Genomic DNA, 23,279 nt, shown 5'->3' with positions numbered 1-23,279 from the left:
ACAGTCTCGTACATAAATAGAATTTATGCCTAAAACCCCCGCCGCCATTTGGCAAATGCCACCAGCCACCGTTGCGGCTCTCGAGCGTTTGGGCGCAGACCTTGCTGTGGCTCGTCTACGCAGAAAAGAGTCGCTCGCTTCCTGGGCGGCCCGGCTCGGAGTGAGTGTACCGACTCTGATGCGGATAGAGGCGGGCGAAGCGGGCGTAGGCATTGGCCTCTACGCAACGGCGCTGTGGCTCATAGGCCGGGATGGAGCGCTCGCCGAACTGGCCTCTCCGGAAACGGACCGGGGGGCACGCGAGATGGACGTGCGGGAGGCCGTTGAGCTCGGAAAATCTCGGGCAAAGGCGTCCGCACAGGCCCGACTAAGCCGCAAGGAAAAGCGTATCGACCGCCGGTGATTAAGAACGCAATGGGCGCAAGACTCTTTCAGTAAGGCGATAAAAGCAAGCCCAATCTGCATGCGTTGCATGCCAACTCGTTGGCACAACCTTCGTTCGTCGAGATGTTCCGTTCAGTGATGAAAAGGGTCTCGCGAAGGAAGTGGTCTTTTGCGACGGTTGTGACGAGGTAATCGCGATGCCGGCGCAGTCCACGCCGGCAATTCGAGATGCTCGACAACGGCTAGTCGTTGATGAGGCGCTAAACGCGCATCAGTTCGGCGGGCGCGCGCACGACTCGCCGCGACGTTGAAACGCTGGTCACGGGCATTCCCTGAAAGCACATGGCAGCGCTCGGGGTCGGCCACCCTCGACAGGAACAGGATGTCGCGCCCACAGTTGGGTCGGCGTTTCTCAACAGGGAGCCTCTGGACTCTTCTCACGCCAGATTCCGCCATAAAGAGTCATATCTGCCCCATTAAATTGAATATCGCCCCATATTTGACCGTTTTCAGCAACGTACTGACGCCCATCTGAGAAATGTTTTTAGTGGCCAAATATGACGTATTAACCAATTAAGGGTTCAGATATGACTGATAAACCAAAAAAAGCGGCGACGCCCAAACCTTCCGGCCGCTTCGCTGAGAATCCGATGCCCTTGCCGGTCGAGCGTGCGCTGATTGCTGCCGGAGATGACCTTGCGCTGGCCCGCCGACGCCGGGGGCTTTCTACGTCATCCATGGCAGAGCGGGCGGGCATCTCAAAAAAGACGCTCTACCGGCTGGAACAGGGTGACCCCGGAGTGTCGTGGGGCGCTGTGATTCGGGTCCTGAACATCCTGAATCTCCTCCCCGAGCTCAACAAGGCCCTGAACACCACCAATGATGCGCTCGGCCTGGCGCTCATGAACAAGGCGGTGCCCAAACGCATCCGGGTACGCAAAACCAACCCGGACAGTGGAGCCCTGTAATGGCGACGACAAAAAAAGCAAAAACCAGCACAACGCGGACGCTGCTCGTCTATCTGGGCGACACGGGATTGGAAGTGGGCGAACTGCAATTTTCCAGACAGGGGCAAAAAGAGGTCTCGGCATTCCGGTACTCCCCCGCCTGGCTCAGTAATCCGGATTGCTTCGCACTGTCTCCTGACCTCCCCCTGAGCACCGACTTTCAATACCGCACGGGAAGCGAGGAGACTTCTACCTTTGCGGGTGCCATTGCCGATACTGAGCCTGATGGCTGGGGACGCCGTGTCATTAACCTCGCCCACGCCAAACGGCGCAAGGCCGACAAAGATGCCGGCCGAGACGCCGGTTCCGCACAGCTGTCAGACCTGGACTATTTGCTGGGGGTCCTGGATTCCAGTCGCATTGGCGCACTGCGCTTCAGGAACAATGCCCGTCTGAGGCGGTAGCGCTATGTCATTGATTTCAAAAGATTGGCCGCACAAATCTCAATTTTCGTTTTTATGCGGCCAATGGCATGCGACACCGAGGCATTGCACTCGAAGCGTCGGGGGCTGTCTGTGGCGATTCGTGCCCTCGAGTTGTTTAGTTACCTCGTCAGATTCGACGCGGTGTTTGTCGCCGGCGTCGCTGCTGCTTGAGCTGGCGTGCCGTTGATAGAGCCGGTACTTGCGTCACTAGGGATTCCCTGCGGCTCATCGCCGTTTACGAACGACACAGTGATGGTTTCCGGATAGGCGTAGGCCGAGCCATTTGCCTTGTCAACCCCATCCAGGACCAAGGCTCCTACGCCTAACAGGACGACATTTCCAACTATCGTTCCCATGCGTGTCCTCGACTTAACGGCCGTGGTGATGTCGCGTTCGCCATCTTTCGAGCATCGGATATTCAAGTCATCCTGTGCCCGATGGACGCTGACCTTCCCGGGCGTGGTCACCGTCCAGCTACCCCTTGAGTTCGACAAGATGCAGTCCGCTCCTGCAACGTCTGCTGCGTCCTCTTGTGATTTTACTGATACGTTTTGCGTGGTCCCGCCAGTCATCGTCGCGCAGCCGGTTGTTAGAATCGCGAGAAAGATGCACGCGGTCGTCGCTGCAATTTTCCGGTGTTTCACGTTGAGTTGTCCCAAGTATGGTCGTGAGTCTTTCCCGCCGAGCGCTAACACGCCGCTCAGCGGTGCCTTAAAAGTGGGACGTGCCCGACTGACGCAGGCTCGTACGTCATGGACAGGACGCACGGTCATGACTGGCGATGCGTGCTCACATCTGGCGTTGAATGCGCGCGCCTCAGTCGGAACGTCCTCGGAGACAATGGCGGGCACATACCGAAACGGCGCCGCTACATGGCGGCGCCAAGGACCGTTCCAGCACGTAACTCAGGGAACCCAGTAGCCCTTCAGTGGCCGCCAGTATTCGCCGTCGTGAATTTTCATGTACAGCTGCTTGAAAGTCTCGGGGGCATCCAGGAAGTTGTGTCCGAAATCCCAGTAGATATTGGTCAGCTCACATTCGTCCGCTTTGTCTTTATGACAAAGTGCCATTGCTTTCCTCACGGCGGTGGCAGTATCCGGGTCGGCATATGCTGACCAGTATTGGTTTTGTGCCGTTACGAGGGCAATGACAGCCGGCCCGTCGAATGTAGCGACTGATTTGCAGCTACCCCGAAACCGGTCTTCGAAGCTGTTGTCCTGTACGCACTCCATATGCGCTTGGCCCCATGCCTGCCCCTTACTTGGCCACACGCCGGACACATAGAATGTGTGCGAAAAACCATGCTGGCCATTCTCGATGTAGGGACCCGAGACAATGTCGGTCCATGCATACGTCGCCGGCGAGGCGATGGCTAGCAAAGCTGCAGCGAGCATTGAGGCCGCGACAATCCCCGATTTCTTCACGTTTTCCCCGTTTGTTCAATGTCGACCGACGCGGCGCCGCTCGTGGTCTAGAGCGCGGTCACGGACGCCGATGCATACGCGAAATATCACCCCTCCCCTGGCAGGAGCCGGCTTCTTATGTTTATAGCGGTTACCGAGGTGTGCTCGCGGCGGCATGTCGCAGAGCGCCGCCCGTCGGGGCGGCAGTCTGAGATTTGTGGGTAAACCGGACTAATTTGTTGCCAGTCTACAGATTAGAACCTTACCAAACCGCTGCCGGCAACTCAACATTTTTGTGTGTTTATCAACAGGTTGAGTGGAGTAATGGCTACAAGCCTCGCGTTGGTCATCGGGCGAAACATCGCGTCGGTTAGGAAGCAACGCGGGCTGACGCAAGCCGCCGTCGCTGAGCAAATCGACGTCGACGCCGAGACCGTCTCCCGATTCGAGCGAGGGGCCGTTATGCCGGGCGTTGCAACACTCGAGCGGCTCTGTGCGGCACTCGAGTGTTCGTGGATGGACCTGCTGGAAGGGAGTTCTGGTGACGCGCAGCAAGTCGCACACGATATTGTGCGTCTTCTAGAGCCGTTGGCCGGTGACGACCGACTGTTCCTACTTGAGCAGATGAAGGTCTGGACTAGTAAGCTGCGCGAAAGATGTCCGCCGGCTAAGCGGCGCAGCCGTTCGGGTGGCGCCGACTGAGCGTTGCGCCTAGCGGACCTGCCGCGACTTAGCGTAGTCGTCCCAGCGCTTTAGCATCCCCAAGAATTCGATTTGCAGTTGCGCAGACGTGGAGATGCTCGTCTTCTCCCGCCCCTGCCCACACGTGGACGCGGTTTCCTTGCTGGTCGGAACACACTGCTACCGGATGTTCAATGTCTGCCACGATAAGTCTTTCCAAATCTACGGTTCAGATAACTGCTTGACGCGATTACGGTTCCACCGGCTGAAACTTTAGAAGCGGTGTGACTTTTCGCTTGCGCCAGCTTCCCGCTGTCGCTCATATTGATGGATGCCCGACGGAGGCACGCAAGAACTCATCGGCAGTTGCGCAAATCGCGAATTCGCAACATTTCCGGTCAGATATGAAGGAGGCGTTGATGTCCAACTGCAATTCGAATGTGCGTCGAAAGCCGCTCGCATCGATAGCTCCAAGCGGGCAAAGACTCACGACCGAGTCCTATCAGCTTCTACGTGACCGGCTTTTGAGTGAGTACCCGGACGTGAGGTGTGAACTGGCACGAGCAGTCTCCTCGGTACCAAAGGCGCCCCTCGACGTCGGGTCAGTCTGGGCCGCGTTCGGTTCAAAGCCCTTGTTTTCGTGCACAAAGCTGGCAGCGGCGGCTCAGTACACGAAGGCTTGGGACAGTGAACTCTTCCCCACGATGGAAGACTTCCTTTCGCCCGATTGGGAAATTCGATACAGGCCAATCGCGAAAAAGGGATGGCGGTCGAACTCGTGCTACACGTACAACTCGGCACGGGTTGCTGACCTCAATGCAAGATTGAAACAGATGGGTGCGCCACGCGTATCGGTGTCGCGGCTGCACGCCATGAGGACTTCGGCGTACTGGTTGCGTCAGCGTGTAGACGAAGTCGGCGAGACGGGGAACCTCATCGACATCAAACTTGAGAACTGCGAGACAGCTGAAAAATTGTATGACGCGATAGCTCCCTTACGTCGTGCGCTTGGTCTCGGGTGGGGGCAAACGACGGTGTTCCACGCCCTTGTCGATGCGGGATTTGACGTGGTTAAGCCCGACATCCATGTGACGCGCACGCTCGCGTTCTTCAGCGAACTGCGCGACAGCGAGGCGGCGTGTAAAAAAACCCGCAACTATCTTGCATCGCCATACGGACCGGCGCGCGTTGTTCACGCGGCGCGGACCCTCGCGAAATCGATTGAGCCACTTACTAGCAGCAACGGGAACGCGTATCGAGAGGTCGACATTGTCCTCCTGCATGCGAGCGCCACCGGCCTGATTACCGTGTTGTGACCCAGCGCGGTACCAGCGACGTACACAATACCTGGAAAGGCACGGTCACGTTCTTCACGACAAACCTGCGGAGTCAGCGCAACTCGGGGCAAAGCGCGCTTGCTCGGGCCTCGACCTCGCCGTCCGGCTCCAAGTGGTGCAAAGTGGTGCCCTTATCCATTTCGTAGAAGTTTGCGATGGCGGCGGCATTTTTCAGTACCGATGAGCAGGCCGCCAACCTCAGCCAGGACTCTTCACATTGACCTAGAGCATATCGAGTAGGAATTCCGGCCACAAACTTGCGCGCTTCGTCTCGTGAGTATGCGGGGCATCCGCGTAGTTGTATTGTCTGGTTCTTTCCGAGTGCATGCCGATTCAGCAATATCCCGAGCCCCTTAGCCTCGCGTGGGTCAAATAGGTCTGTGTGTCGCATGACAATAATTTTCGTCCGGCTGACAGAATTATTCTCAGTGCCCGGGGTCATGTCCGCGTTTCCGCCAGCGAGGCCCCAGAGGACATTACGATAAAAGTCTGCCCGTTCTCCTTGCTCGTCGCTCAGGCGTGCAGGGTCCGATAGTAATATGGCCAAGGGTTCGGTCTTGTTCTTGAACGACGGGCTATCTTCGCGAAATGGGAGAGATGCATCAATCATTACTACCAACGCATGCGCTTTTGAGCGATGCTCAAGTTCACGCAAGAACAGTTGAGCCAAGGACTCGACACCGCTATTGTCGGTGACCCCTCCATCAATCAGATGCGTGTACGTGTACTCGGGAAGCGCTGTGCCATCGAGGCCTCTCACCGTGAGCGAAAGCGGCCCAACCATAGGGAACGCTCCCGAAGCCGCAACCGCGCGAGAGATTGGCATGCTCTTGTACTCGAGAGCAATCGACCCGGGCCCCTTCAATGCATCGAAGCCGTCTGGAACCAAGTTGTTGCGAGGTTCGTCTTTTGACGTGGTGTAAGTGGCCTCGTAGGTCTGCAATGCCAGAGAATGCACGCTCGTCAGTTCTTGTTGATAGGCCAGAGTGGACAGCTTACCCGGCTGAGACGCCTGCACGTAATTAAGTTTTGCCAAGCTCGCAACGAGTGTATCCACAGGAAGTGCAAACGCCTGCGTCGGCAGATTCGTCATGACGAACCTTCGCCCGGTATCGTAATGGGTACTGTTGAAGATGATGACAGGAGATTTTCCTGTCTTTTCGAGGGCCTCCAAATCGGCGAACGTTTTACCCTGCAGAAAGTCTTCGTTGAGTTTTTTGTCCAAGGCTCCGGCAGGTGATTGTATGAGCGCCGAGCCAATTAGGCGCCAGGCCAGGGCGCTTTCCCAATCCTTATTCATAGACCGATGGAACGATTCAAAAAAATGCTTTTTGTTATCGTCCCATGACGGCCCGCTGACAGGATAGCCCTGCTTGTGCACGGCATAATAGGAGGCTGCAAAGCCGCCGCCCGAGACACTGGAGATGTACTGGACCGTGTCCATAAAGCTATCGGTTTTTCCTTGCGCATTCGTTCGAACGGGCAATGTTGAAAGCAACTCCATAACATAGGCCGCATAGATGGCGGAACGGTTACCTCCACCAGAGATGGCGACCCCGATGTAGGGCGGCTCAGCCGCTAGATAGGTGTCGCCATCTTCTATTCTGACGAGGCTGTTATCGACTGTGGTGTCTTTCCTCTGTGAGATGTCAACCGAAGTGCAGCTCACTACGCCGCAGGTCAGCCATACCGGCAACTGCCGGGCCATCCAGCGCGTCTTTCTTGATGTCATCACACACCCCGGTCATTGTTATCGAAAGAAGAATAGTCAACGCACCTCACGGTTTCAATCCAATTCGGCGATAGTTCCTGGTATTCCCTACATTGAAATGATTGACAATGAGACGCCTTTTATGCAGCCTGTTGTTTGACAAAAAAGCGCGTAAAAAGGGGATGCCATGTTGTTACGGGGATTGAAGTGTTGGGCAATTTGCACAACCACGAGCCTACTGGGTGCCTGCGTCAGTTCCCAGTCGATTGATGAGTCGGGCATGAACCCGAACGCATTCAGAAATATTCCGGCACAAAGGCCATTCGCTTCCCAATACAACATTACGGCCAGCAGTACCCTGGCCGACATACAGTCAAACATGGTCAAGTATCAAACGGAGCTGCTGGAAGCAGCGGGTCTTGTGAAGCGCCAGGACGCCGCCGTCTCCTCTGTGACATTCCTCGGCGCCCTTGCGGCAACATTCGGCGCTATCTATCAGAAAACCGCGCTGATTCTGGCTGGCGCTGGTGTTGGCGGTGCTGGCTTTGCCGTCAATCAACATTACCAACTGGACAGTCAGGCGACTTCTTATCGCAACGCGGCAGATAACATCGATTGCGTCATGATGGCGTCGTATTCCGTAACAGATGATGACCTGGAACTCGTGAGCGCCACCGCCGACAAGGATGACGACCGCGTTCAAGCCATCAATGGCAAAAAGCTGGTGGTGATGCGAGCGAACGCTGTCAATCGGCGCTTGCTTGATGCGCTTGAAACAGCCTCCAAACCATCTGCCGGTTCAGAGAACGACTGGAAAGCCTATATCACCAAGCTGGAGACTTTGAGCACAAATGCCGACGTTACGGTCGACCCCGACAAGCCAGCACTCAAGTCCTTCCTTCTTTCGAGGAGCCTCGATATCACAGGTGGTACCGCTCCCGACGCGGAGAAAGCAAAGCTAGAAGCCAAGGCGCATGCAGCGCTTTTGCGCGTACGAACCATGAATGCTGACCTGCAGAAGTGTTCATTGAGCATGAAGTAGTCGCTTTCTAAACGTTCGTTCGATGCGCGGTCGATGTAAAAGGCAAGTCTTGGCGAAGCGCACGCTTCGCTCAGTCCGCACTCGGCTGTCGCCTCCCTCTGCGACGCGCAACACCAGAGTCCGCAGGCGCTACTGCTTCGATTGCAACATCACGCGGGTCGGAAAAGTCGATTCCAACCACCTCAAGTCCGTGAACTTGGTTGGAGCGCTCAGTCACCAGTTCCGACGCACGGCTCTGGAGCACGGACACCAGTTCGTTAAAGTCAATGTAGCGACCGTCATGTAGCTGCCATCGTCGGCTAGGCGACGTGGTACCGACAACATAGATTCCGAAACCGACTCGCGTGGGTCTGAGATATTGTCCAACCAACTGGTTTTCGAGCCCCTCTAGCAACTTGGCGACGGTCCAATGTCTCAGGTTAGCGAGCTTGACTTCTATGGGTAAAGCATTCATGCCCGTCCGTTCAACGCGAATGTCGGGACGCTGGCCAAGGTCGACTTCGCTCTCCCGCGTGGTCGAGAACCACTTCATCGATTGCTCGTCGATTTTGCGCGCAAGAAAGCCCTGAAAATCTTCTTCGAGGTCGCCGTCTCGCACTTGCTTTCGATTCGTGGCGTTCTCCGACTTCTCCACCTCGCCCTTGACGTTCCCTATCAGTCGAGACACGAGGCGATAAAGCTGATAGTCGGAGCGCGGCTCGTGACGGAAAAACTCTGCAAACGTCCTGACGTCTTGGGCCTTCCAAGCAGTTGGGTCAGCAAGCTTCCCTTGTCGTTCGTCCAAGATGGAAAGAATCCTGTCCCGCTGGTTTCGAAAGCGCTCCTCTTCGCCGAAGGAGCGGAGAACGGTATCAGCTTCGCCGCTTTCGTCCGAGCGTAGCGCTTCCCACAATCTTTCTCGAAAGTCTTGGGCGTTGTCTCTTGCTATAGGTGAATAAACGCCGTGGTTGGTTCGGTCAATGTCATTCTCAGGTCTGATATGGGCGTACACCAGTGGCATCAATATCCTAAGTGACTTGGGCTCAAGGAACGGGCGACGCACTGAGCCAGAACCCCTTCCAGGCTGGCCCGACAAATGAGAGCACAGGGTTTCCATGGCACTGTCGGCGCCTTCTGGTGGCTCCGTGTGCAGTGCCGATTGCAAGTACACGAGAGCATTTGGTGCGTCGACATTTAACCAGGTGGTCATCCAAAGAGCCCATCCGCGATGGCCGACCTTGTACGAACATACTCGCTTGGGGGCGAGAGTCCGGACAGATGAGCATTCGATGTCAGGGGCTCGAAGTAACGCTGAGAAGACTTGGTCAAGCACCCCTGCATTCTGTGGGTCACCGGCATCCAATGCCTGTAACAGCGCGGAAGTTGCGGCTACGGTTGCAATAGGCGCGGCTCCGAGTTTCGCGACCACATCGCTAACGTGCTCCAGCGTTTCTGGGTAGCGAAACTCGCATGCGATTGGCTCCGCCAGCGCGTTTTGCACCTGCACCGGTCGGCTATTCGACAGTTCGACGAACCATTCCGGGAGACCATTTAGCTCGCCGCACGCGTACCGAACTACACGCTCCACGTCATGCGCGTCGAGCAATGCGAAGTTCAGTTGACCGCGCATCCACAATGTCTGCAAGCCTATCAGGCCAACGATGACCCGTTGGTCTATCGAATTTCGTTCAGCTCGCTCATGGGGATACTGCGGCATGTATTGCCGCCAGACATTTGTACAACCCACCGCAACGTTGGAGGCTATCGTTTTGCCCCACTTGGAACTTACGCTATCCCAGTTAGCAGCGCTGAACCGCGTGCCGCCGTCGGACCTCATGACGTCGGTCATTCTAGCCAAAACGAAGGGATGTGCGCCGGCACGTATGGCAGACAAGTGAGTCAAAAGCCAGACACGGTTCCGTGTCGTGTAGTAGACGTTCATCGCGGCGCGCCGTCGCGAGCTCCACCACCAGCGTTGCAAGAGCTTATATTTGAAGTGTTTGTGCCATCGCCAGGTCACGGGGAAACTAAGACTACCCCAAAGATGCCGCATAAAAATGGCGCGCAAGAGTGGCGCAGCCAGCACGCGACGTAGTCTGATAGCCAATCGAAGTTTTGATATGTTGCTTTCCCGCAGTACTTGGAGCAACAACGTCATCGCGATGACCTGAGCTTCCGGGTCCTCCTTTTGCTCGACGTCCGCCAACAGCCAATCGACATCTCCAGCGTGCAACGGGGCGAGTCCATTGTATGGGTTGAGCCTATACAGAGGGAGCATCTCGAGTCGAATCGGGCGTTCTAGCAGGTCGAATCGTCGCCAAAAAAGAGCTCGTCGCAGACCATATTCGAATTTAAGCTGTTGGCGGAGCATCCCGAGGTAGTCGACCTTCGGGATGGACTCAAGATGGCCGTTCAGGAGCCAATCGTCGATGAGCAATATGGAGTCCAATACTGTGTCCGTCGCCTCGTGACTGTCACACCAGTTTTTGAGCGCACTGGCCAGACACAACGGAATCAGCGGCATTACCCAGTGATATTCGGTCGATATCTGCGTCCTTTCCGTAAGCGGAGGCTTTCGAATCATCGAAAGGCAACCCTGGAGGAATGGCACGGCGTCGTTCGGCCGAATGGATTCGGTCAGGTGTCGGCCGACCATGTTCTGCAGGTCAGTGTTATAGCGGTCAACGTTGTTCGCCTTCTGAAGGATGCCCAGTGCCCCATCGACGGAGATGTTGTGCGGATACAGGCTCTCGAATATGTGGCCGATGGCTGCATTCGATAAACCGTCGGTCCTCAGCGCGAGTCGGCCAAGAGCTTGCTGATGGTCGGCCGTTCCCGAAAATCGAACGGCCAACGCGCAGTAGCTGCGGATAGTAGCGGTCGTCGATGGCCTTGAGAAAAGCTCTAGAGCGGTGGGTACACAGTCGACAAGCCCTCCTTCCCATACCACCATCAGAAGGTCACTTTTAAGGTCATCGGACGTTCTGTCGTCGGAAAGGTAAGCGTTGATGTCGTCGGCAAGGCCGGCGTCAGCCAGTCTGGACAATGCGTCGGGACTAACGTGGATACCGAGATGCTTTCGGTCTTCGTATTTACGGGCTATATGAGCTAAGGCCTGGCGTCGATAGGAAAGCGGAAGGGCCGCTGGGTCCCCATGCTGAAGATGTATCTCCGGAGCGACCTGAAGAATAAGCTCGGCCAAACGTAGTCGCCACGGCTCCAGCCCCTCTGTCACTAGCCAGGCCACGACAGGAGCAAGGGACGCACGAAGCGTCGTCTTGCCGTCAACTTCGGCAAACAGCAGGTCCGTCATTGCCTCGAAACTGCAGTTGTGAGCCATCACGCGCTCGACCCACCGAGCTGTGAGGTACTCGATGTGCGAGCGGTGGTGAAATGCGAGAGCCCCACGACTTGCCGAGTCAAAGAGCGCTCGGTTCATTAGCGCTCGTCTCTCTTCTGGTTTCCAGGTTTCGGGCAGAACCATCTCGGGCGAAAGGCGTACGTCGTCGACAAAGTGTCCCTCGTCCGGAATGCTGAACTTGAGGTTCTTGCATAGGAGTGCAGCAGCGGCCAAATACTCGGCGCCTTCTCGCGCGGCCGCTGGTTGCAACGGGTCAAGCTTCTCTTTTGATGCGACCTCCGCAAGCAGCTTGTTCACCATAAATTCGACAACACCGGTCAAGCTATTTAATTGCCGGTTCTCCTTCCAGTAACTATATAAATGTGTGACGTCCAGCGGGCGCCCCGCGAATGCAAAGGTGTTGCTCTTCTGTAAGGCCGCCAGGAATTCAGCGCCATCTGGCGCGCCACGTTGCTCCACAAAGAGCCTCACCTGAGATGGCGTCAGCGATTGCAAGACAGCGACAACAACAGCGGGCTCATTGGGTGCTGAATGAGCGATGTCGACGGTCTGAGATTCGGCGTCCGCACCCTGGTCGCTGTCGAGCTTGAGTTCGGGCGGCTTGGCGAGCAACCTTTCCATCACAATGCGCAGGTCCGTCTCGGCTCGCCACTCACTGACGCGCGAGGTAACAACAAATCGACACCGCGATAGAGCGGGGCCGATTTCTTTGCTAAGACGCTCAATGGCGTACGCAAAGTCGTCGTCGTGCCGGAGCTTTGACTCGTCCACCGCGTCGAGCAAGAACAATGCATCGCCATCGCCACGTTGCCACCGGCGAAACCGCTCCATCTCGTCTTCGGAAAGAATGTGCGCCACAGGCTCATTCACAAGCCTTTCCAAGCCAAGAAGAAAGCTTTCGGCGCGCTTCTGACGCTGCGCTTTGAGTTCTTCTGACTTTCCACTTCCCGGTTCACCGAGCACAATTACGAGCCGATGTTTTAGGAGGTCTTCCCATGTAAGCCAGCCCCAGGTCCCGGTACGGTTCAGAGCGTAACTTCGGTACACAACCACATCGTCAGGCTCATCGGCCCGGAATGCCTCGAATCCTCGATTGAGCTCAATGAATTGACTCTTCATATTTTTTCTCTTTGCTGTGGTGCTAGCCGGACTGAACCCCTGTGCGGGTCGACCGTTCATCTCAGGAACTATGTTGCATTTTCTCGAACGTCGCGCGAATGAATCTCGAAAGCCGCAGACGGGCGGCGGCTAGCGCCACGACACGATAGACACGGCGCTTTCGGTGATTCTTGCTATGCGCTACCGACGACGCCGAACGGTACACCGTAGGTCTCCAGAAGGTAGTTCTCGGTCACGCTGAGCAGGGCAAGCTGAGCGTCGCTAGCGCGTTCTTTAGAAAGTCCAGGCTGCACGATGAAGATTCGGAGCTTCAGCTCTGCCATACGACTAGCCTCTTTCATTGCGATTAGCGTATCGCGCGTCCCATGCTGATATCGGGTGGCGTGTATCCCACGTCTGACCTTGGGCTCACGTCTCAGCCAATGGAGGAATAGGTCGGTACGTCGCAGTTGGCCGTGCAGCCAAGCGATGCTCTTTTGCGCTTGACCGCAAACCTCATAGAGGTCGTCCACTTGCGCTCGAGGTGTCGCATCGCCCGCGTATTTACAGTGATAAAACTCGACTTCGATGATGGGCCGCCCGTTCTCCTCTTTCATCGTCGCGGTAACAACGTCTGCGGACTCACCCGCGCCGTCATCGTCGAAAATAATTTGATACATCCCGTCGGAGCGCAACTTTTCTATGACCCGATACTGAATGGAGTCCGCTTCGCGGGTTACCCCTTGCGACTCCTTGCGAATGTCGGTCGACGACCAATCCCACGCTTGGATTCGCTCTCGGTTGAAAGGAGCAATGGTCGAGCGCAGCCTCACCAACTGATTGCCTTCGAGAGACGAGCCATCAGCAAACCAGAACACGGGTGGATGCTCGTCGAAGAATTCGACCATGCCTCGTTCCGCGCTGTTTCGCTTTAACGAGCTCCTTTTGCTGATTTCGACGAAACGATAGTCGGCGATGGTCTGGTCATCAGCCGATAGTCTCAGCTCGAACGTCGCTTCGCTGGACTCGCCCAGCACTCGGAAACGTAGTGGCCCGTCCAGCGTGGGCGAGTCGACGTCTATGCTTACTCGGTAGAACTCCAGCTCGGTCGCACTGCCGTCCAGTTTGACTCCCAGCACGGACTCACGCTCCGTATAAATCACCTCGGGCCAGTCGACGGCAATCGGCATGACCGGCGGACGCGATGCCGCTATCTCCGGGACGAGTGTCCCATTTAGCACCGCCTCGGGGTCAATGCTATCGTCTATAATTTTTGCTCCTACGTGCTTGCACCATCGCACGAAGGCATCAAGACGTAGTCGCTGAAAAGACCATACTCGGCCGCGCTTTGCTGCTCCGATAGTAACCGTCGCTCCATTTTCGTACCCCATCCCCGATATCACCGCTTTTCGGGCGTTTTGCTTTGCAGCATCAGGAAGACGGCTGGCTACGTCGGCGCCCATCCGGCCGGTGAAGCGGACCTGTCGACCGAACTGCTCATTCAGCCCCAAGTTCGTGAGGAGCAAGCGGGTGACACCGTGGAAGCAGCGGTAAAGGACGGGGTCTGTGACGAGTTCGACGTCCTCGCCGCACAACGCCTTCGCGAGCGACCTATACTCTCCGTTCTTACCCGAACCGTGGATGAATAGCAGCGATTGCTCAGCGTCCCAAGCTGCCACAAACAGCTCCCAGCCCCAATCCCGTATTGATTCGACGTCAGTCCATGCTACCGGTAGCTGGCTTCCGCTTACGACAACCAAAACACGTGCGTCGTGGTTGATGGAGTGGTGGACCTGGTCGGCTGGTCGAACGGCATACAGCCCCTTCCCGAATTTCTCGGGCGACCAGACAGAGCAGCGCGTTCGGTAGACGACCATACTGGCGGCGGGCTTCAATTCCTGAAGCGGAATCTCGGCAGGAAAATTGCCAAATCCGCTCAAAAATTCCTGGGTTGCTACTTCGCCAGCGATGGCTGTCTCGCTGAGTTGCGGAAGCAATGTATTCCAATCTGGGTCTTGCGTGTACAACTTCCTGAGTTCCGCCTGGACCTCGACATCCGCCGTGTTGGCGATGAACGTGGCGTTCCCGACATCACTCCGCACTCGCGTGAATCTGCCCGCCAATTGCAAGGTAACGGATAAACTCTTGCGAACATCGTGAAACGCTGCAATCTTTAGCTCGGGCATGTCGAAGCCTTCGCCAAGCATATCGACACAGACGACGATTCGCGACGTACCGGTTCTCAGCTTCTGTAAAGATTCCCGTCGTTCATGCTGGCCCAGTCTGCTGTGCAAGACGACCGGACTGAAACGCCCGATGCTGGCATAGAGTGCATGGACCTCAAGTGCGCGGTCTATCGAGCCGACGCGGGCCATCGCAACGTGCTTACCCGTTGCATCGGAATCCAGTTCGGCGACGACCTTTTCCGCAATCTTCCTGTCGGCTAGCCCGGAGTCGAACTCAAAAACAGATGAGAATCGGATTGGCCGGAAGTAGCCTTCATCTTGCGCTTTCCGCAGCGGATATGCGTAGATGATTTTTCCATCGATGGGATGGTCGTCTTCGCGGAAAGGCGTAGCCGTAAACTGCAGTACGCGCCGCGTGGAAAAATTGGCCTTAAACGCTTTCCACGTAGGCGCTTCGACATGGTGCGCCTCATCAATGAATAGGTGGCTGCAGAGTTCTGCCATGCACACTTGAACGGCAGGCTCGCATCGGCCCGCGATGTGGCTAGTAGTTACAACGACGTTACAGGCTTCAAAGAAAGACTGCGCGGCTTCGACCGTCTTTGGCGCATGTTCGAGGATGCCAACTACGGGATATTGCGCGCTGGAAGCGAGTACCCTGCTGTTAGGGAGCTTCAGCACCCCCAGGGTAAGAAACTTGTCGGCTACCTGGCTGCGCAATGCATCCGTTGGCACGACGACGAGCAGCCTTGTGCATGACGCCGAAACGAGCGTCGCGAGCATGACCTCAGTTTTTCCTGTTCCCGTGGGCATCACGATTGACGCAACGCCGTCGCTCGTCGACCAATGCGCGTGTATCGCGTGAAGAGCGCCCTCCTGCGGAAGCCTGAGGCCGATTACGCCATTCTCTTGGTTCTCGCGAACGTACGAGAAGGCGTCACGCCATGAAGCCACTGCACGCGTGGCGCCCCCTCCGTCGGCCGCTTGTGACGCACGTTCCATCGCGACGTGCTGAAGCCACCTCCCAGCCCGGACATCGAACGTGTCCTCGACAAACTGCGGTGCCGCCAGCTTAAGAATTGCCGCGTCGGCCACGGTCGGCCTGTTACTAGGTTCCTTGTTTAGAACTTGGATGACGCATCCACCGTCGCGTGGAGTTACCTCCCATCCGGCCGCACCATCCGTGGTGTATTTCACGACAGACGCAGAGACATCGCGCTCCGGTTCAACCAGTTGCCTGATGGGATTCTTGTCCTTGAAGGTCCTGATTGCGTAAATTCGCGGGAGCCTCACTGTCATCTGCAACCCACGACCCTGGTCGTTGTCATCGGATAGTAGTCGCACGATATCCCCGGTCCTGCATGGCGAAGTTTCCCCACCTATCAGCGAGTTGCTCACCAAATAATGAAGGGTCGCTGAAACATGGAAATTGACTCTGTTTGGTACGGCCCAACCTGACAATTTGCTTTCTGCGGTCAATCATCGAGCGCTGGAATTCCCGCATCAGGCATAGCATGTCAGTGTGCAAACTATACCGCCAATCGCAGTTACGGCCGACGTTGTGAAAAGTTTATGTCGACCTGCCAATGTTGACAGGATGGAGGGATGCAACTTGCATCGCTACGGCGAAATCCAGCAGTCTTCGGTGCCATTTTTTTGCAGACGACCTCACCCGGACAGAGAGCAGTTGCGGTATTGTTGGCACGGGCTTTTTAGAAAGAAAGCAGTGAGTGCTCGTCTTCCGTACTTCAGAAGCGAAGTGTCGGACCGAGGCGGCATAGATAGCGTGAGGTGACCATGGCGCAAAGACACTTCCCCAAAGGGTTGGACGACCGTATGCGGGACGGAAACGGCCAGATTCGCGAAAAGCGGGCGGATACGAAAATCGGCACGCTGAGGAAGGAGTACGGCGACGACTTCGCGAAAGGCTATCGCGCCGACGCGACCTGGGGCACCGTCAGAAAGCGCGAAGGCGTCGAGAGCATCAAAGAACTCCTCAAAAAGCAGAAGAAGTAGACGCCCCTGAGCACGTATGCCAACGGTATTGCGCCGCGACCGGTCGCTTGGCTGCGGGCGTATAAGGTCGACGGAATACATCACGTCTTACTGACGTTTTGTCCGCATGCACATGTCGGGGTTAGCCACCAAATACGGGGATGTAGATGGGCAAGCGCAAGAGCTTGAAGTCGGGCGCAACAATTGAGAGCTGGGATGTCTCGAGTCTCCACGAGTACATGGAACTCGTCAACAGAATCGCGGACAGTGATGCGATGCCTCCTGCCCTGTTTCGAGGCCAACGCACCGATTTGCCGTTGCTTCCGAAGCTGGCACGGCTTTATAACGATGGTCGCCTGAAGGGCGGCTTTCGAGAAATCGAAACGTCGATGTTGCAGCAGTTCGCACGTCAAGGGTGCATCTTCGTGACGAACGAGCATACGAGTTGGGACTGGCTTGCGACGGCCCAGCATCACGGCATGGCGACGCGCCTGCTAGATTGGACTGAGAATCCTTTGCTGGCGTTGTGGTTCGCAGTTCAGAGAGCCCCAGATAGGGGCAAGCCGGGCGTAGTCTGGATATTCAATCCCTCGAAAGAGGACTACGTCGATTCGGCATCTGAAGAATCTCCATTCTCTTTAGGAAGGACACGAGTGTTTCTGCCCCGGCACTCGAATATGAGGCTGCGCGTCCAGTCCGGACGGTTCACAGTGCATCACTTTCGCGAGACGGATGAACGTTTCATCCCCTTGGAGAAGCATGGTCAATATGCGCGTCAGTTAAAGAAGGTGCGGATTCCTAGTGACGCATTTTCACAAATGCGGTGTGACCTGGACCGCTGCGGGGTGAACGCGGGCACCATGTTTCCCGATTTGGCTGGTCTCGCCCAGCACGTGGAATGGCAGTTCTCCCTACTTGATGATGAGCAAACCACCTGAGGGCTGGCACAGCGGATAACAATCTCGCTTTCCGTCTAGCTTCGACAAAAGTTCATATATTCAATGAAAGGAATGGAAAAGTGATTGATTTCAAAAGCTTGTTGACGACCAAGCCAGAGCAGCCTATCTATGATTTGGTCCGTTTCTTCTCGGCGCTCGATGCTCGTGGAACCCACACCGAACTGCGACCAGCACAATTGGAGGCCATGACTGAGCTTACCAAGCGGTATGCCGACACGGACTCGGTTCTCAAAATAAGTACAGGTGCGGGAAAGACCACCATCGGTCTGCTCTATCTCTATGGGCACATGCGCATGTCCAAGGAGGTGTCGGTATATCTCTGCCCTACAGTTCAATTGATGGAGCAGGTTCTTGGAGAGGCGAAAAAACTAGGAATTGAGGCTCACGGTTATTGGGGCGGCGAGACGTATCCCAATCCAGCATGCACTCGAGGCGAGGCTATCCTTGTTTGCACATATGAAAAGCTATTCAATGCGAAGTCGACCTTCCAACGAGCTGACGTCAACATCGTTCCCAATGCACTGGTTCTTGACGACGCACATGCAGGAGTCGAAAGCGTTCGGAGCGCCATGACTCTGCATCTGTGTGGCAGCGCGCTTAGTGATGTCATGCGCATTCTCGAGCCCGCGTGCAAGCAATTTAATCCAGCCATCTGGATGGACCTCACGACTAACTTTAAAGCGGTATTTGAGGTCCCCCATTGGATATGGTCCGACAGCCATGACGCCATCCTTGCGGCGTTGAACCCCCGAGCCGACGACGATGAATTTCGCTTTGTATGGCCCTATCTACGTGAAAACCTCCGGTTGTGCCGTTGCATATTGAGCAACGAGGTCGCCGAGGTGGCGCCGGAGATGCCACCTGTGCAGAACGTGCGAGCGTTCGCTAAGGCGAAGCATCGGCTTTTCATGTCTGCGACTCTGGCGGACGATGCTGTCCTAGTTCGCGAGCTCGGCGTCTCCCAAGATGCCGCGAACTCGCCAATTTGCCCTACCACCGACCGGGGGCTTGGCGAGCGAATGGTTATTGCTCCATCGCTCGTTGACCATCAACTCGACAGGGGATTTGTGGTGCGCTTGGCGGCTGAGCTGGCGCGCACGAACAATGTCGTAGTGTTGACCTCGAGCGAGCAGCAGGCGGCGGATTGGGTCGCTGTGGGAGCACGGTATTTCGCAGGTGACGCGTTTGCCGAGGGTGTTCGCTTGCTGCAGGACCCAGCTTCAGGAGTGCGCTTCGCCGTTTTCGCTCAACGCTTTGATGGGGTAGACCTTCCTGACGACGCGTGTCGCGTCCTAATCATTGACGGGCAGCCGTTTGGACAGTCTTTGACGGACACGCGTGACGATGCTATGACGGGGGCGGCCTGCGGCACGCGGAACCGGACCGTGTACCGTATTGAACAGGGCATGGGGCGCGCTGTCCGGTCACATAAGGACTATGCCGTGGTTATCCTTGCCGGGGCAGACCTTTCGACGTTTATGGGCCGCCAAGACGTTCAGAGGGCCCTCACCGATGATTCCAGGAGCCAAATTGCGTTATCAGAGGAACTCGCGCGACATTTGAAGGGGGCCGGCACACAACCCGCCCTCGCAGTTCGGCAGCTAATCGACCAGTGTTTAAACCGTGACGAGGGATGGAAGGAGTACTACAACCAGAAGGTCCGAGCGCCGGCAAGACTCAGTCGCGCTGTTGACGCGAGCGCGATTTCACTCGCGACAGCGGAACGGGAGGCATACGTTCGTGCATCACAGAACCAGCCCGTCGAGGCCTGCAAAGGTTATGAAGCAGCCTTGAATACTGTTCAATTGGATGACGAGGACAGGGGCATCCATCAGCAACGCCTCGCTCGCTTGTTGTACCAATTCGACCGCCCCGCAGCGATGGCGCTACAGCAGTCAGCAAAGGCAAAAAACATTTCGCTTCCCGCTCCGCCTACTCACGTGAAACGGGTTCTCACGGTCAATGCTTTACCAGCCGCACAACGGGTAGTGTCTTGGCTTCAGCAGTTCGCGAACCTGAACGCAGCAGTGATAGAAGCTAAGCGCATTCATGACTCGTTGGACTACGGCGTGAAACCAAAGCAGCTCGAGGCCGCACTGTTGGTGTTGGGTGAGGCGCTGGGAGCCGAATCGTCACGGCCGGACGAGAGCTACCGCGTTGGGCCGGATAACCTCTGGTTCTGGGGGGGCGACGTTTTTGTGATTGAAGCGAAGAACGGCAACGAGGATTCGTTGCACAGAAGCGACGCGGAGCAAATGCATCACAGCATGCAATGGGTAGAGGAAACGTACCCAGCGCATTCTGCGAGGAGAAGGCCAGTCGTGGCGGCACGAGTAACGAGGGTCGATAACGGAACGCTGTACCCTGAGGGTACGAGAGTCCTTACTCAGGAGGGATGCCGTGCCCTAGCTGCTGCTTTTCATCAGTTGACTATAAAGGCGGCACAACAAGGGCCAATCGTTGTGAACCCGCAATGGGTCCACGCAGAAATGGCCGCGTTCGGGTTGCTACCTGAACAGTTTTTCGGGAAATATACGAGCAGCCTAACCTAACCAGTTACACCCTTTAATGCTTGGCGGTCGCGCGCCATTCTCCGCGAGCGAACGTGACGCGCGGCTTGCTAGGGCTCCGGCGGTGTCGACGGGCTACAGCAAGTGCTGTGTGCGGAGCGACATACGAGTAAGAATGAAAATTCGACTCGGCGGGGGCCGAAGTCCTGCTCCGGGAGATGGCCTTCGGCATAACATTTAACTACTACGAGCAGCAAGTGAGAACAATACTGGCAGAAAAAATAAAATCGTATGCAAAAGGACGGTGCTTGCATATTCTTATGATTTGGAGTGCTCTGGGCGCATTGATTTGGTTGTTAAGGCGGCGATTGCCAAAATCCCAAATCCTTGTTGGGGATTCCAATATTCTTGATATTGAGCAGCTTAAGGCTTTCGCAGACTATCATTTAATCGTTGCACTTGGTGTTGGTGTTGTTCTTGTTGTTGGCGCATATCATCTTGTTCGCGCCAATATTAATAAAACCGATAGCACGCAGGATGGCAGACTGGTTCTTATTTCAAGCGTAATGGACGAGGTCTCATCCGCATCCACTCACTTTGCTTGGCTTACTATTCTCCACTTCCTGCTCAAAGGTGATTTTTCCGCAGAATCGTGGTTGCATTTCCTCTATGCGTTCGGTTTTTTGGGGCTTGCAATAGTGACTTATTCGATTGAACTGCCGGACGAACCTGCGCAAGCGGTGCTTCACGGTGCTGTATACGAGAAGTCAGACCTATCGTTTCAGTCGACGTCCATGTCTGCTCGCCTCCGAGCAGACGACTACAACGTGCGAATCGTGAGCCCCAAGGACCATGCCGAGGTTGGTGAGACGTGCCGCGTTAGCGGCACCATAGGCAAGGAGTTGCCCTCGGGGTACACACTTTGGGTTGTGCGGCGCTGGAGCTCTGAGCCGGATAAGTTTTATCCATCGGGCGAGGCCGTGATTGAGGTTACGCAAGACGGAAAATCATTCGAATGGCATGCCGAAAGATGTTATATCGGCGGTCGTCCGAACTCTCGTGACGGGCGCATCCTCGAGGCGTGGATAGTTGGGCTGGACGGTCTGCGCCTATTTGATGCTTGGCGAGAATTCGATAAGCGGTTCTGGGACGTACAGAGAAAAGTAGATGGCGTCCCAGTTCTTTCTCCGGCTCTTCGCGAGCCAACATCCGATATGGAAAAATGCAACACACGAAGAGACGTCGTGCGTGTCTGAATGACCGACTTGCTGTCCGAACCATCGGCTGACGCGTGACGTATGGCTGCAGCCCACAACACCACGAGTAAGAGAGCTACGATGCGTCAAATGCCGAGGCTGCTTACCGACGTCCCGTTCGCACAGCTTGCGGGCCAGTAGGCACTGGCGTGGATTTCGGAAGTTCTTCGAAGGTTCTGGCGAAGTCCACCAAATCCTTCGGATAGACAATATGTTCCCGAAGCGGTGCATCGTCCAGCCCGCGAAGGTAGGCTATCGCCGCTGCCTCAATTGCCCAATACCCGAAATACCCCCCGCCACGTTCAGACAGGTCGAGATGCGTGTCATGCCATCCAGCCTTCTCCATGGCGGCATACCAGTTTTCGAGGTACGCATTGAGATAGGCGATGCTTACATCGTCTCCGTCGACGTAAATGCTGTTGATGCAATCGCGGTACGACTCGTGATACCACTGGTCGACATCTACCCGTCCTTCCATGCCATAGGCAAGGAGGTCCTCAAACAGGGTGTCCTGTCCGCGATAGTACCCGTCCTCGAGGGCCGCGATGCGCGGCAGCAGGTCACCCCGATGTATTAGGTGGCAAAGACCGATGAGCTGCATCCCTCGTTCGTAATCGGGTAACTCGGTAAGCAGCAGTGCCGGCCATTGCGGGTCATTGCGGGCGACCCGCTGACGCGACGCGTACTCTTCGTAGGCGGTCACCACATCTTCCAGCTCTTCCCGCATTGATGCGATGGGCTCTCCCGCCGTGTATCGAAGCATCATCAGCTCAAAACGGGCGGTAGCGCGCAACCAGGCAGCCGTTGCATGTTTTACCGCCTCGGTGCCATTCGCACGCAGCGTGTGCGTCCACTTCTCGATGGAGTCGGCCTGAACGGCCGACAGCCAGTTGAAATACTGCTCGCTAATGAAGCGTTGGCGGCGTCGGTGCGAAAACTCGTCCATTACTCAAGCCTTGCGTTCGAACTCCCAAAGTGCTGATTGCGGACGATATGCACCACTCTTGTCCGGTGCGAAGACCTCGGGCATGCGCTCGCCTTGTTGCACCATCACGCCGGGGACGTTGTGCCCCTGCGCCTTCCAGATGCCAGTTTCTGGGCATGTCTGCCCGGTTCGCACCGTCTGAGGCCCCATGGCGACTTCCGATGACTTCGAAGGCTCTTTGAAGGTCCGCGCAAATTCGACGAGGTCCTTCGGGTAAATGATGTGCTCCTGCAGTGACGTGTCATCCAGCTCGAGCAGGTAGACGAGAGCAGCGGCCTCGATGGCCCAGTAGCCAAAATAGAGGCCGCGCTCCTCCGAGAGGTCGAGGTGGCTGTCGTGCCAGTCGAGGCCACTCATGGACGAGTACCAGTTATCGAGGTAGGAATTGAGGTCGGTCAGGCTCTCCTCATCTGAGTCCCCGTACACGCTGTTGATACAATCTCGATAGGACTCATGGAACCAGTCATCAACATCGGTTCGACCTTCGAGACTGTAGGCCAGGAGGTCTTCATACAGCGTGTCTTGGGCCCGATAGGACGGGTCCTCTAATGCGGCGATGCGAGGCAGCAGGTCTCGCCTGTGCAGCAGGTAGCAAAGCCCGATGAGCTGCATCGCGCGCTCATAATCCTTGAGTTCTCCGAGAAGAAAGGGTGGCCAGTTCGGGCTCTCGAACTCCAGGCTCTGGAACTTGGCGTACTCCTCGTAGTCGGCCAGTATGTGGTCAAGCTCACTGCGCAGCGGTGCAATAGGCTCGCCCGCCGTGTATCGAAGCAGCAGCAGCTCAAAGCGGTTATCGGCCCGGCGCGACGCCGCAATTGCACGCTTCGAATTTTCCGTTCCATTGGCTGGCAAATTTTTTGACCACGTGTCGATGGAGCCGGCGAGGAAATCCGAAAGCCATTTGAAGTATTGCTCGCTGATGAACCGTTGACGTCTGCGAGTCGAAAAATCATCCATTCC

At 56.2% G+C, this 23,279-nt stretch carries 16 protein-coding genes; 9 read left to right on the top strand and 7 right to left on the bottom strand.

Features of this window, described 5'->3' with window-relative positions; all coding sequences use genetic code 11:
* Nucleotides 1-971 precede the first annotated feature (971 nt).
* On the top strand, nucleotides 972-1,352 hold the full coding sequence (locus tag ACV22W_RS31175) for a helix-turn-helix domain-containing protein (RefSeq protein ID WP_448023244.1): 381 nt from the start codon (nucleotides 972-974) through the stop codon (nucleotides 1,350-1,352).
* Nucleotides 1,352-1,795: a HipA N-terminal domain-containing protein gene (locus ACV22W_RS31170; RefSeq protein ID WP_448023243.1), complete on the top strand. Its 444-nt coding sequence runs from the start codon at nucleotides 1,352-1,354 to the stop codon at nucleotides 1,793-1,795. The genes ACV22W_RS31175 and ACV22W_RS31170 overlap by 1 nt, the downstream gene beginning before the upstream one ends.
* A gap of 140 nt (nucleotides 1,796-1,935) precedes the next feature.
* Here the strand turns inward: ACV22W_RS31170 and ACV22W_RS31165 are convergent, their stop codons facing one another.
* Both ACV22W_RS31165 and ACV22W_RS31160 read right to left on the bottom strand, forming a co-directional pair.
* Nucleotides 1,936-2,475 carry a hypothetical protein gene (locus ACV22W_RS31165; protein WP_448023242.1) on the bottom strand — a complete coding sequence of 180 codons (540 nt, stop codon included), beginning with the start codon at nucleotides 2,473-2,475 and terminating at the stop codon, nucleotides 1,936-1,938.
* Nucleotides 2,476-2,721: 246 nt separating this feature from the next.
* Nucleotides 2,722-3,240 (bottom strand): DUF4189 domain-containing protein, encoded by a 519-nt coding sequence (locus ACV22W_RS31160; protein WP_244255347.1) that lies wholly within the window; start codon nucleotides 3,238-3,240, stop codon nucleotides 2,722-2,724.
* A gap of 303 nt (nucleotides 3,241-3,543) precedes the next feature.
* Between ACV22W_RS31160 and ACV22W_RS31155 the strand changes: the two genes are divergently transcribed.
* Together ACV22W_RS31155 and ACV22W_RS31150 are read left to right on the top strand one after the other, a co-directional pair.
* Nucleotides 3,544-3,921, top strand: a complete 378-nt coding sequence (locus ACV22W_RS31155; RefSeq protein WP_448023241.1) for a helix-turn-helix domain-containing protein — start codon at nucleotides 3,544-3,546, stop codon at nucleotides 3,919-3,921.
* 398 nt (nucleotides 3,922-4,319) lie between these two features.
* Nucleotides 4,320-5,216 carry a hypothetical protein gene (locus tag ACV22W_RS31150; RefSeq protein ID WP_448023240.1) on the top strand — a complete coding sequence of 299 codons (897 nt, stop codon included), beginning with the start codon at nucleotides 4,320-4,322 and terminating at the stop codon, nucleotides 5,214-5,216.
* Between the two features lie 73 nt (nucleotides 5,217-5,289).
* Here ACV22W_RS31150 and ACV22W_RS31145 read toward each other — a convergent pair whose 3' ends face one another.
* Complete coding sequence (locus ACV22W_RS31145) at nucleotides 5,290-6,969, bottom strand: patatin-like phospholipase family protein (protein WP_448023239.1); 1,680 nt, start codon at nucleotides 6,967-6,969, stop codon at nucleotides 5,290-5,292.
* 259 nt (nucleotides 6,970-7,228) lie between these two features.
* Here ACV22W_RS31145 and ACV22W_RS31140 point away from each other — a divergent pair, with 259 nt between their 5' ends.
* The gene (locus ACV22W_RS31140) at nucleotides 7,229-7,990 is read left to right on the top strand and encodes a hypothetical protein (protein WP_448023238.1); all 762 of its coding nucleotides are present in this window, start codon (nucleotides 7,229-7,231) and stop codon (nucleotides 7,988-7,990) included.
* 70 nt (nucleotides 7,991-8,060) lie between these two features.
* Here ACV22W_RS31140 and ACV22W_RS31135 read toward each other — a convergent pair whose 3' ends face one another.
* Together ACV22W_RS31135 and ACV22W_RS31130 are read right to left on the bottom strand one after the other, a co-directional pair.
* The gene (locus ACV22W_RS31135; protein ID WP_448023237.1) at nucleotides 8,061-12,449 is read right to left on the bottom strand and encodes a hypothetical protein; all 4,389 of its coding nucleotides are present in this window, start codon (nucleotides 12,447-12,449) and stop codon (nucleotides 8,061-8,063) included.
* Nucleotides 12,450-12,622: 173 nt separating this feature from the next.
* Nucleotides 12,623-15,811 carry a DEAD/DEAH box helicase gene (locus ACV22W_RS31130; RefSeq protein ID WP_448023236.1) on the bottom strand — a complete coding sequence of 1,063 codons (3,189 nt, stop codon included), beginning with the start codon at nucleotides 15,809-15,811 and terminating at the stop codon, nucleotides 12,623-12,625.
* A 600-nt stretch (nucleotides 15,812-16,411) separates the two neighbouring features.
* Between ACV22W_RS31130 and ACV22W_RS31125 the strand changes: the two genes are divergently transcribed.
* From ACV22W_RS31125 to ACV22W_RS31110, 4 genes are all read left to right on the top strand, one after another.
* Complete coding sequence (locus ACV22W_RS31125) at nucleotides 16,412-16,630, top strand: hypothetical protein (protein WP_448023235.1); 219 nt, start codon at nucleotides 16,412-16,414, stop codon at nucleotides 16,628-16,630.
* Between the two features lie 146 nt (nucleotides 16,631-16,776).
* Nucleotides 16,777-17,547, top strand: coding sequence for an FRG domain-containing protein (locus ACV22W_RS31120; protein ID WP_448023234.1), 771 nt, complete (start codon nucleotides 16,777-16,779; stop codon nucleotides 17,545-17,547).
* 80 nt (nucleotides 17,548-17,627) lie between these two features.
* A complete protein-coding gene (locus ACV22W_RS31115; protein ID WP_448023233.1) occupies nucleotides 17,628-20,120 on the top strand; it encodes a DEAD/DEAH box helicase in 2,493 nt (830 codons plus the stop codon).
* Nucleotides 20,121-20,335: 215 nt separating this feature from the next.
* Entirely contained in the window at nucleotides 20,336-21,334 is a 999-nt protein-coding gene (locus tag ACV22W_RS31110; protein ID WP_448023232.1) for a hypothetical protein, read from the top strand.
* A 103-nt stretch (nucleotides 21,335-21,437) separates the two neighbouring features.
* Here the strand turns inward: ACV22W_RS31110 and ACV22W_RS31105 are convergent, their stop codons facing one another.
* Nucleotides 21,438-22,280: a PoNe immunity protein domain-containing protein gene (locus ACV22W_RS31105; RefSeq protein ID WP_448023231.1), complete on the bottom strand. Its 843-nt coding sequence runs from the start codon at nucleotides 22,278-22,280 to the stop codon at nucleotides 21,438-21,440.
* Nucleotides 22,281-22,283: 3 nt separating this feature from the next.
* Nucleotides 22,284-23,276, bottom strand: coding sequence for a PoNe immunity protein domain-containing protein (locus ACV22W_RS31100; RefSeq protein ID WP_448023230.1), 993 nt, complete (start codon nucleotides 23,274-23,276; stop codon nucleotides 22,284-22,286).
* Nucleotides 23,277-23,279: the final 3 nt, after the last annotated feature.

This window comes from Burkholderia sp. AW49-1, assembly GCF_053427845.1.
Note: the sequence above shows the minus strand (reverse complement) of the source record. Positions and strands in the feature narration are given on the sequence as shown.

What these genes read in the sequence shown, in the direction of transcription:
- ACV22W_RS31175 (WP_448023244.1), top strand. Translation starts at nt 972, where the DNA reads ATGACTGATAAACCAAAAAAAGCGGCGACGCCCAAACCTTCCGGCCGC.
- ACV22W_RS31170 (WP_448023243.1), top strand. Translation starts at nt 1,352, where the DNA reads ATGGCGACGACAAAAAAAGCAAAAACCAGCACAACGCGGACGCTGCTC.
- ACV22W_RS31155 (WP_448023241.1), top strand. Translation starts at nt 3,544, where the DNA reads ATGGCTACAAGCCTCGCGTTGGTCATCGGGCGAAACATCGCGTCGGTT.
- ACV22W_RS31150 (WP_448023240.1), top strand. Translation starts at nt 4,320, where the DNA reads ATGTCCAACTGCAATTCGAATGTGCGTCGAAAGCCGCTCGCATCGATA.
- ACV22W_RS31145 (WP_448023239.1), bottom strand. Translation starts at nt 6,969, where the DNA reads ATGACATCAAGAAAGACGCGCTGGATGGCCCGGCAGTTGCCGGTATGG.
- ACV22W_RS31140 (WP_448023238.1), top strand. Translation starts at nt 7,229, where the DNA reads ATGAACCCGAACGCATTCAGAAATATTCCGGCACAAAGGCCATTCGCT.
- ACV22W_RS31135 (WP_448023237.1), bottom strand. Translation starts at nt 12,449, where the DNA reads ATGAAGAGTCAATTCATTGAGCTCAATCGAGGATTCGAGGCATTCCGG.
- ACV22W_RS31125 (WP_448023235.1), top strand. Translation starts at nt 16,412, where the DNA reads ATGGCGCAAAGACACTTCCCCAAAGGGTTGGACGACCGTATGCGGGAC.
- ACV22W_RS31120 (WP_448023234.1), top strand. Translation starts at nt 16,777, where the DNA reads ATGGGCAAGCGCAAGAGCTTGAAGTCGGGCGCAACAATTGAGAGCTGG.
- ACV22W_RS31105 (WP_448023231.1), bottom strand. Translation starts at nt 22,280, where the DNA reads ATGGACGAGTTTTCGCACCGACGCCGCCAACGCTTCATTAGCGAGCAG.
- ACV22W_RS31100 (WP_448023230.1), bottom strand. Translation starts at nt 23,276, where the DNA reads ATGGATGATTTTTCGACTCGCAGACGTCAACGGTTCATCAGCGAGCAA.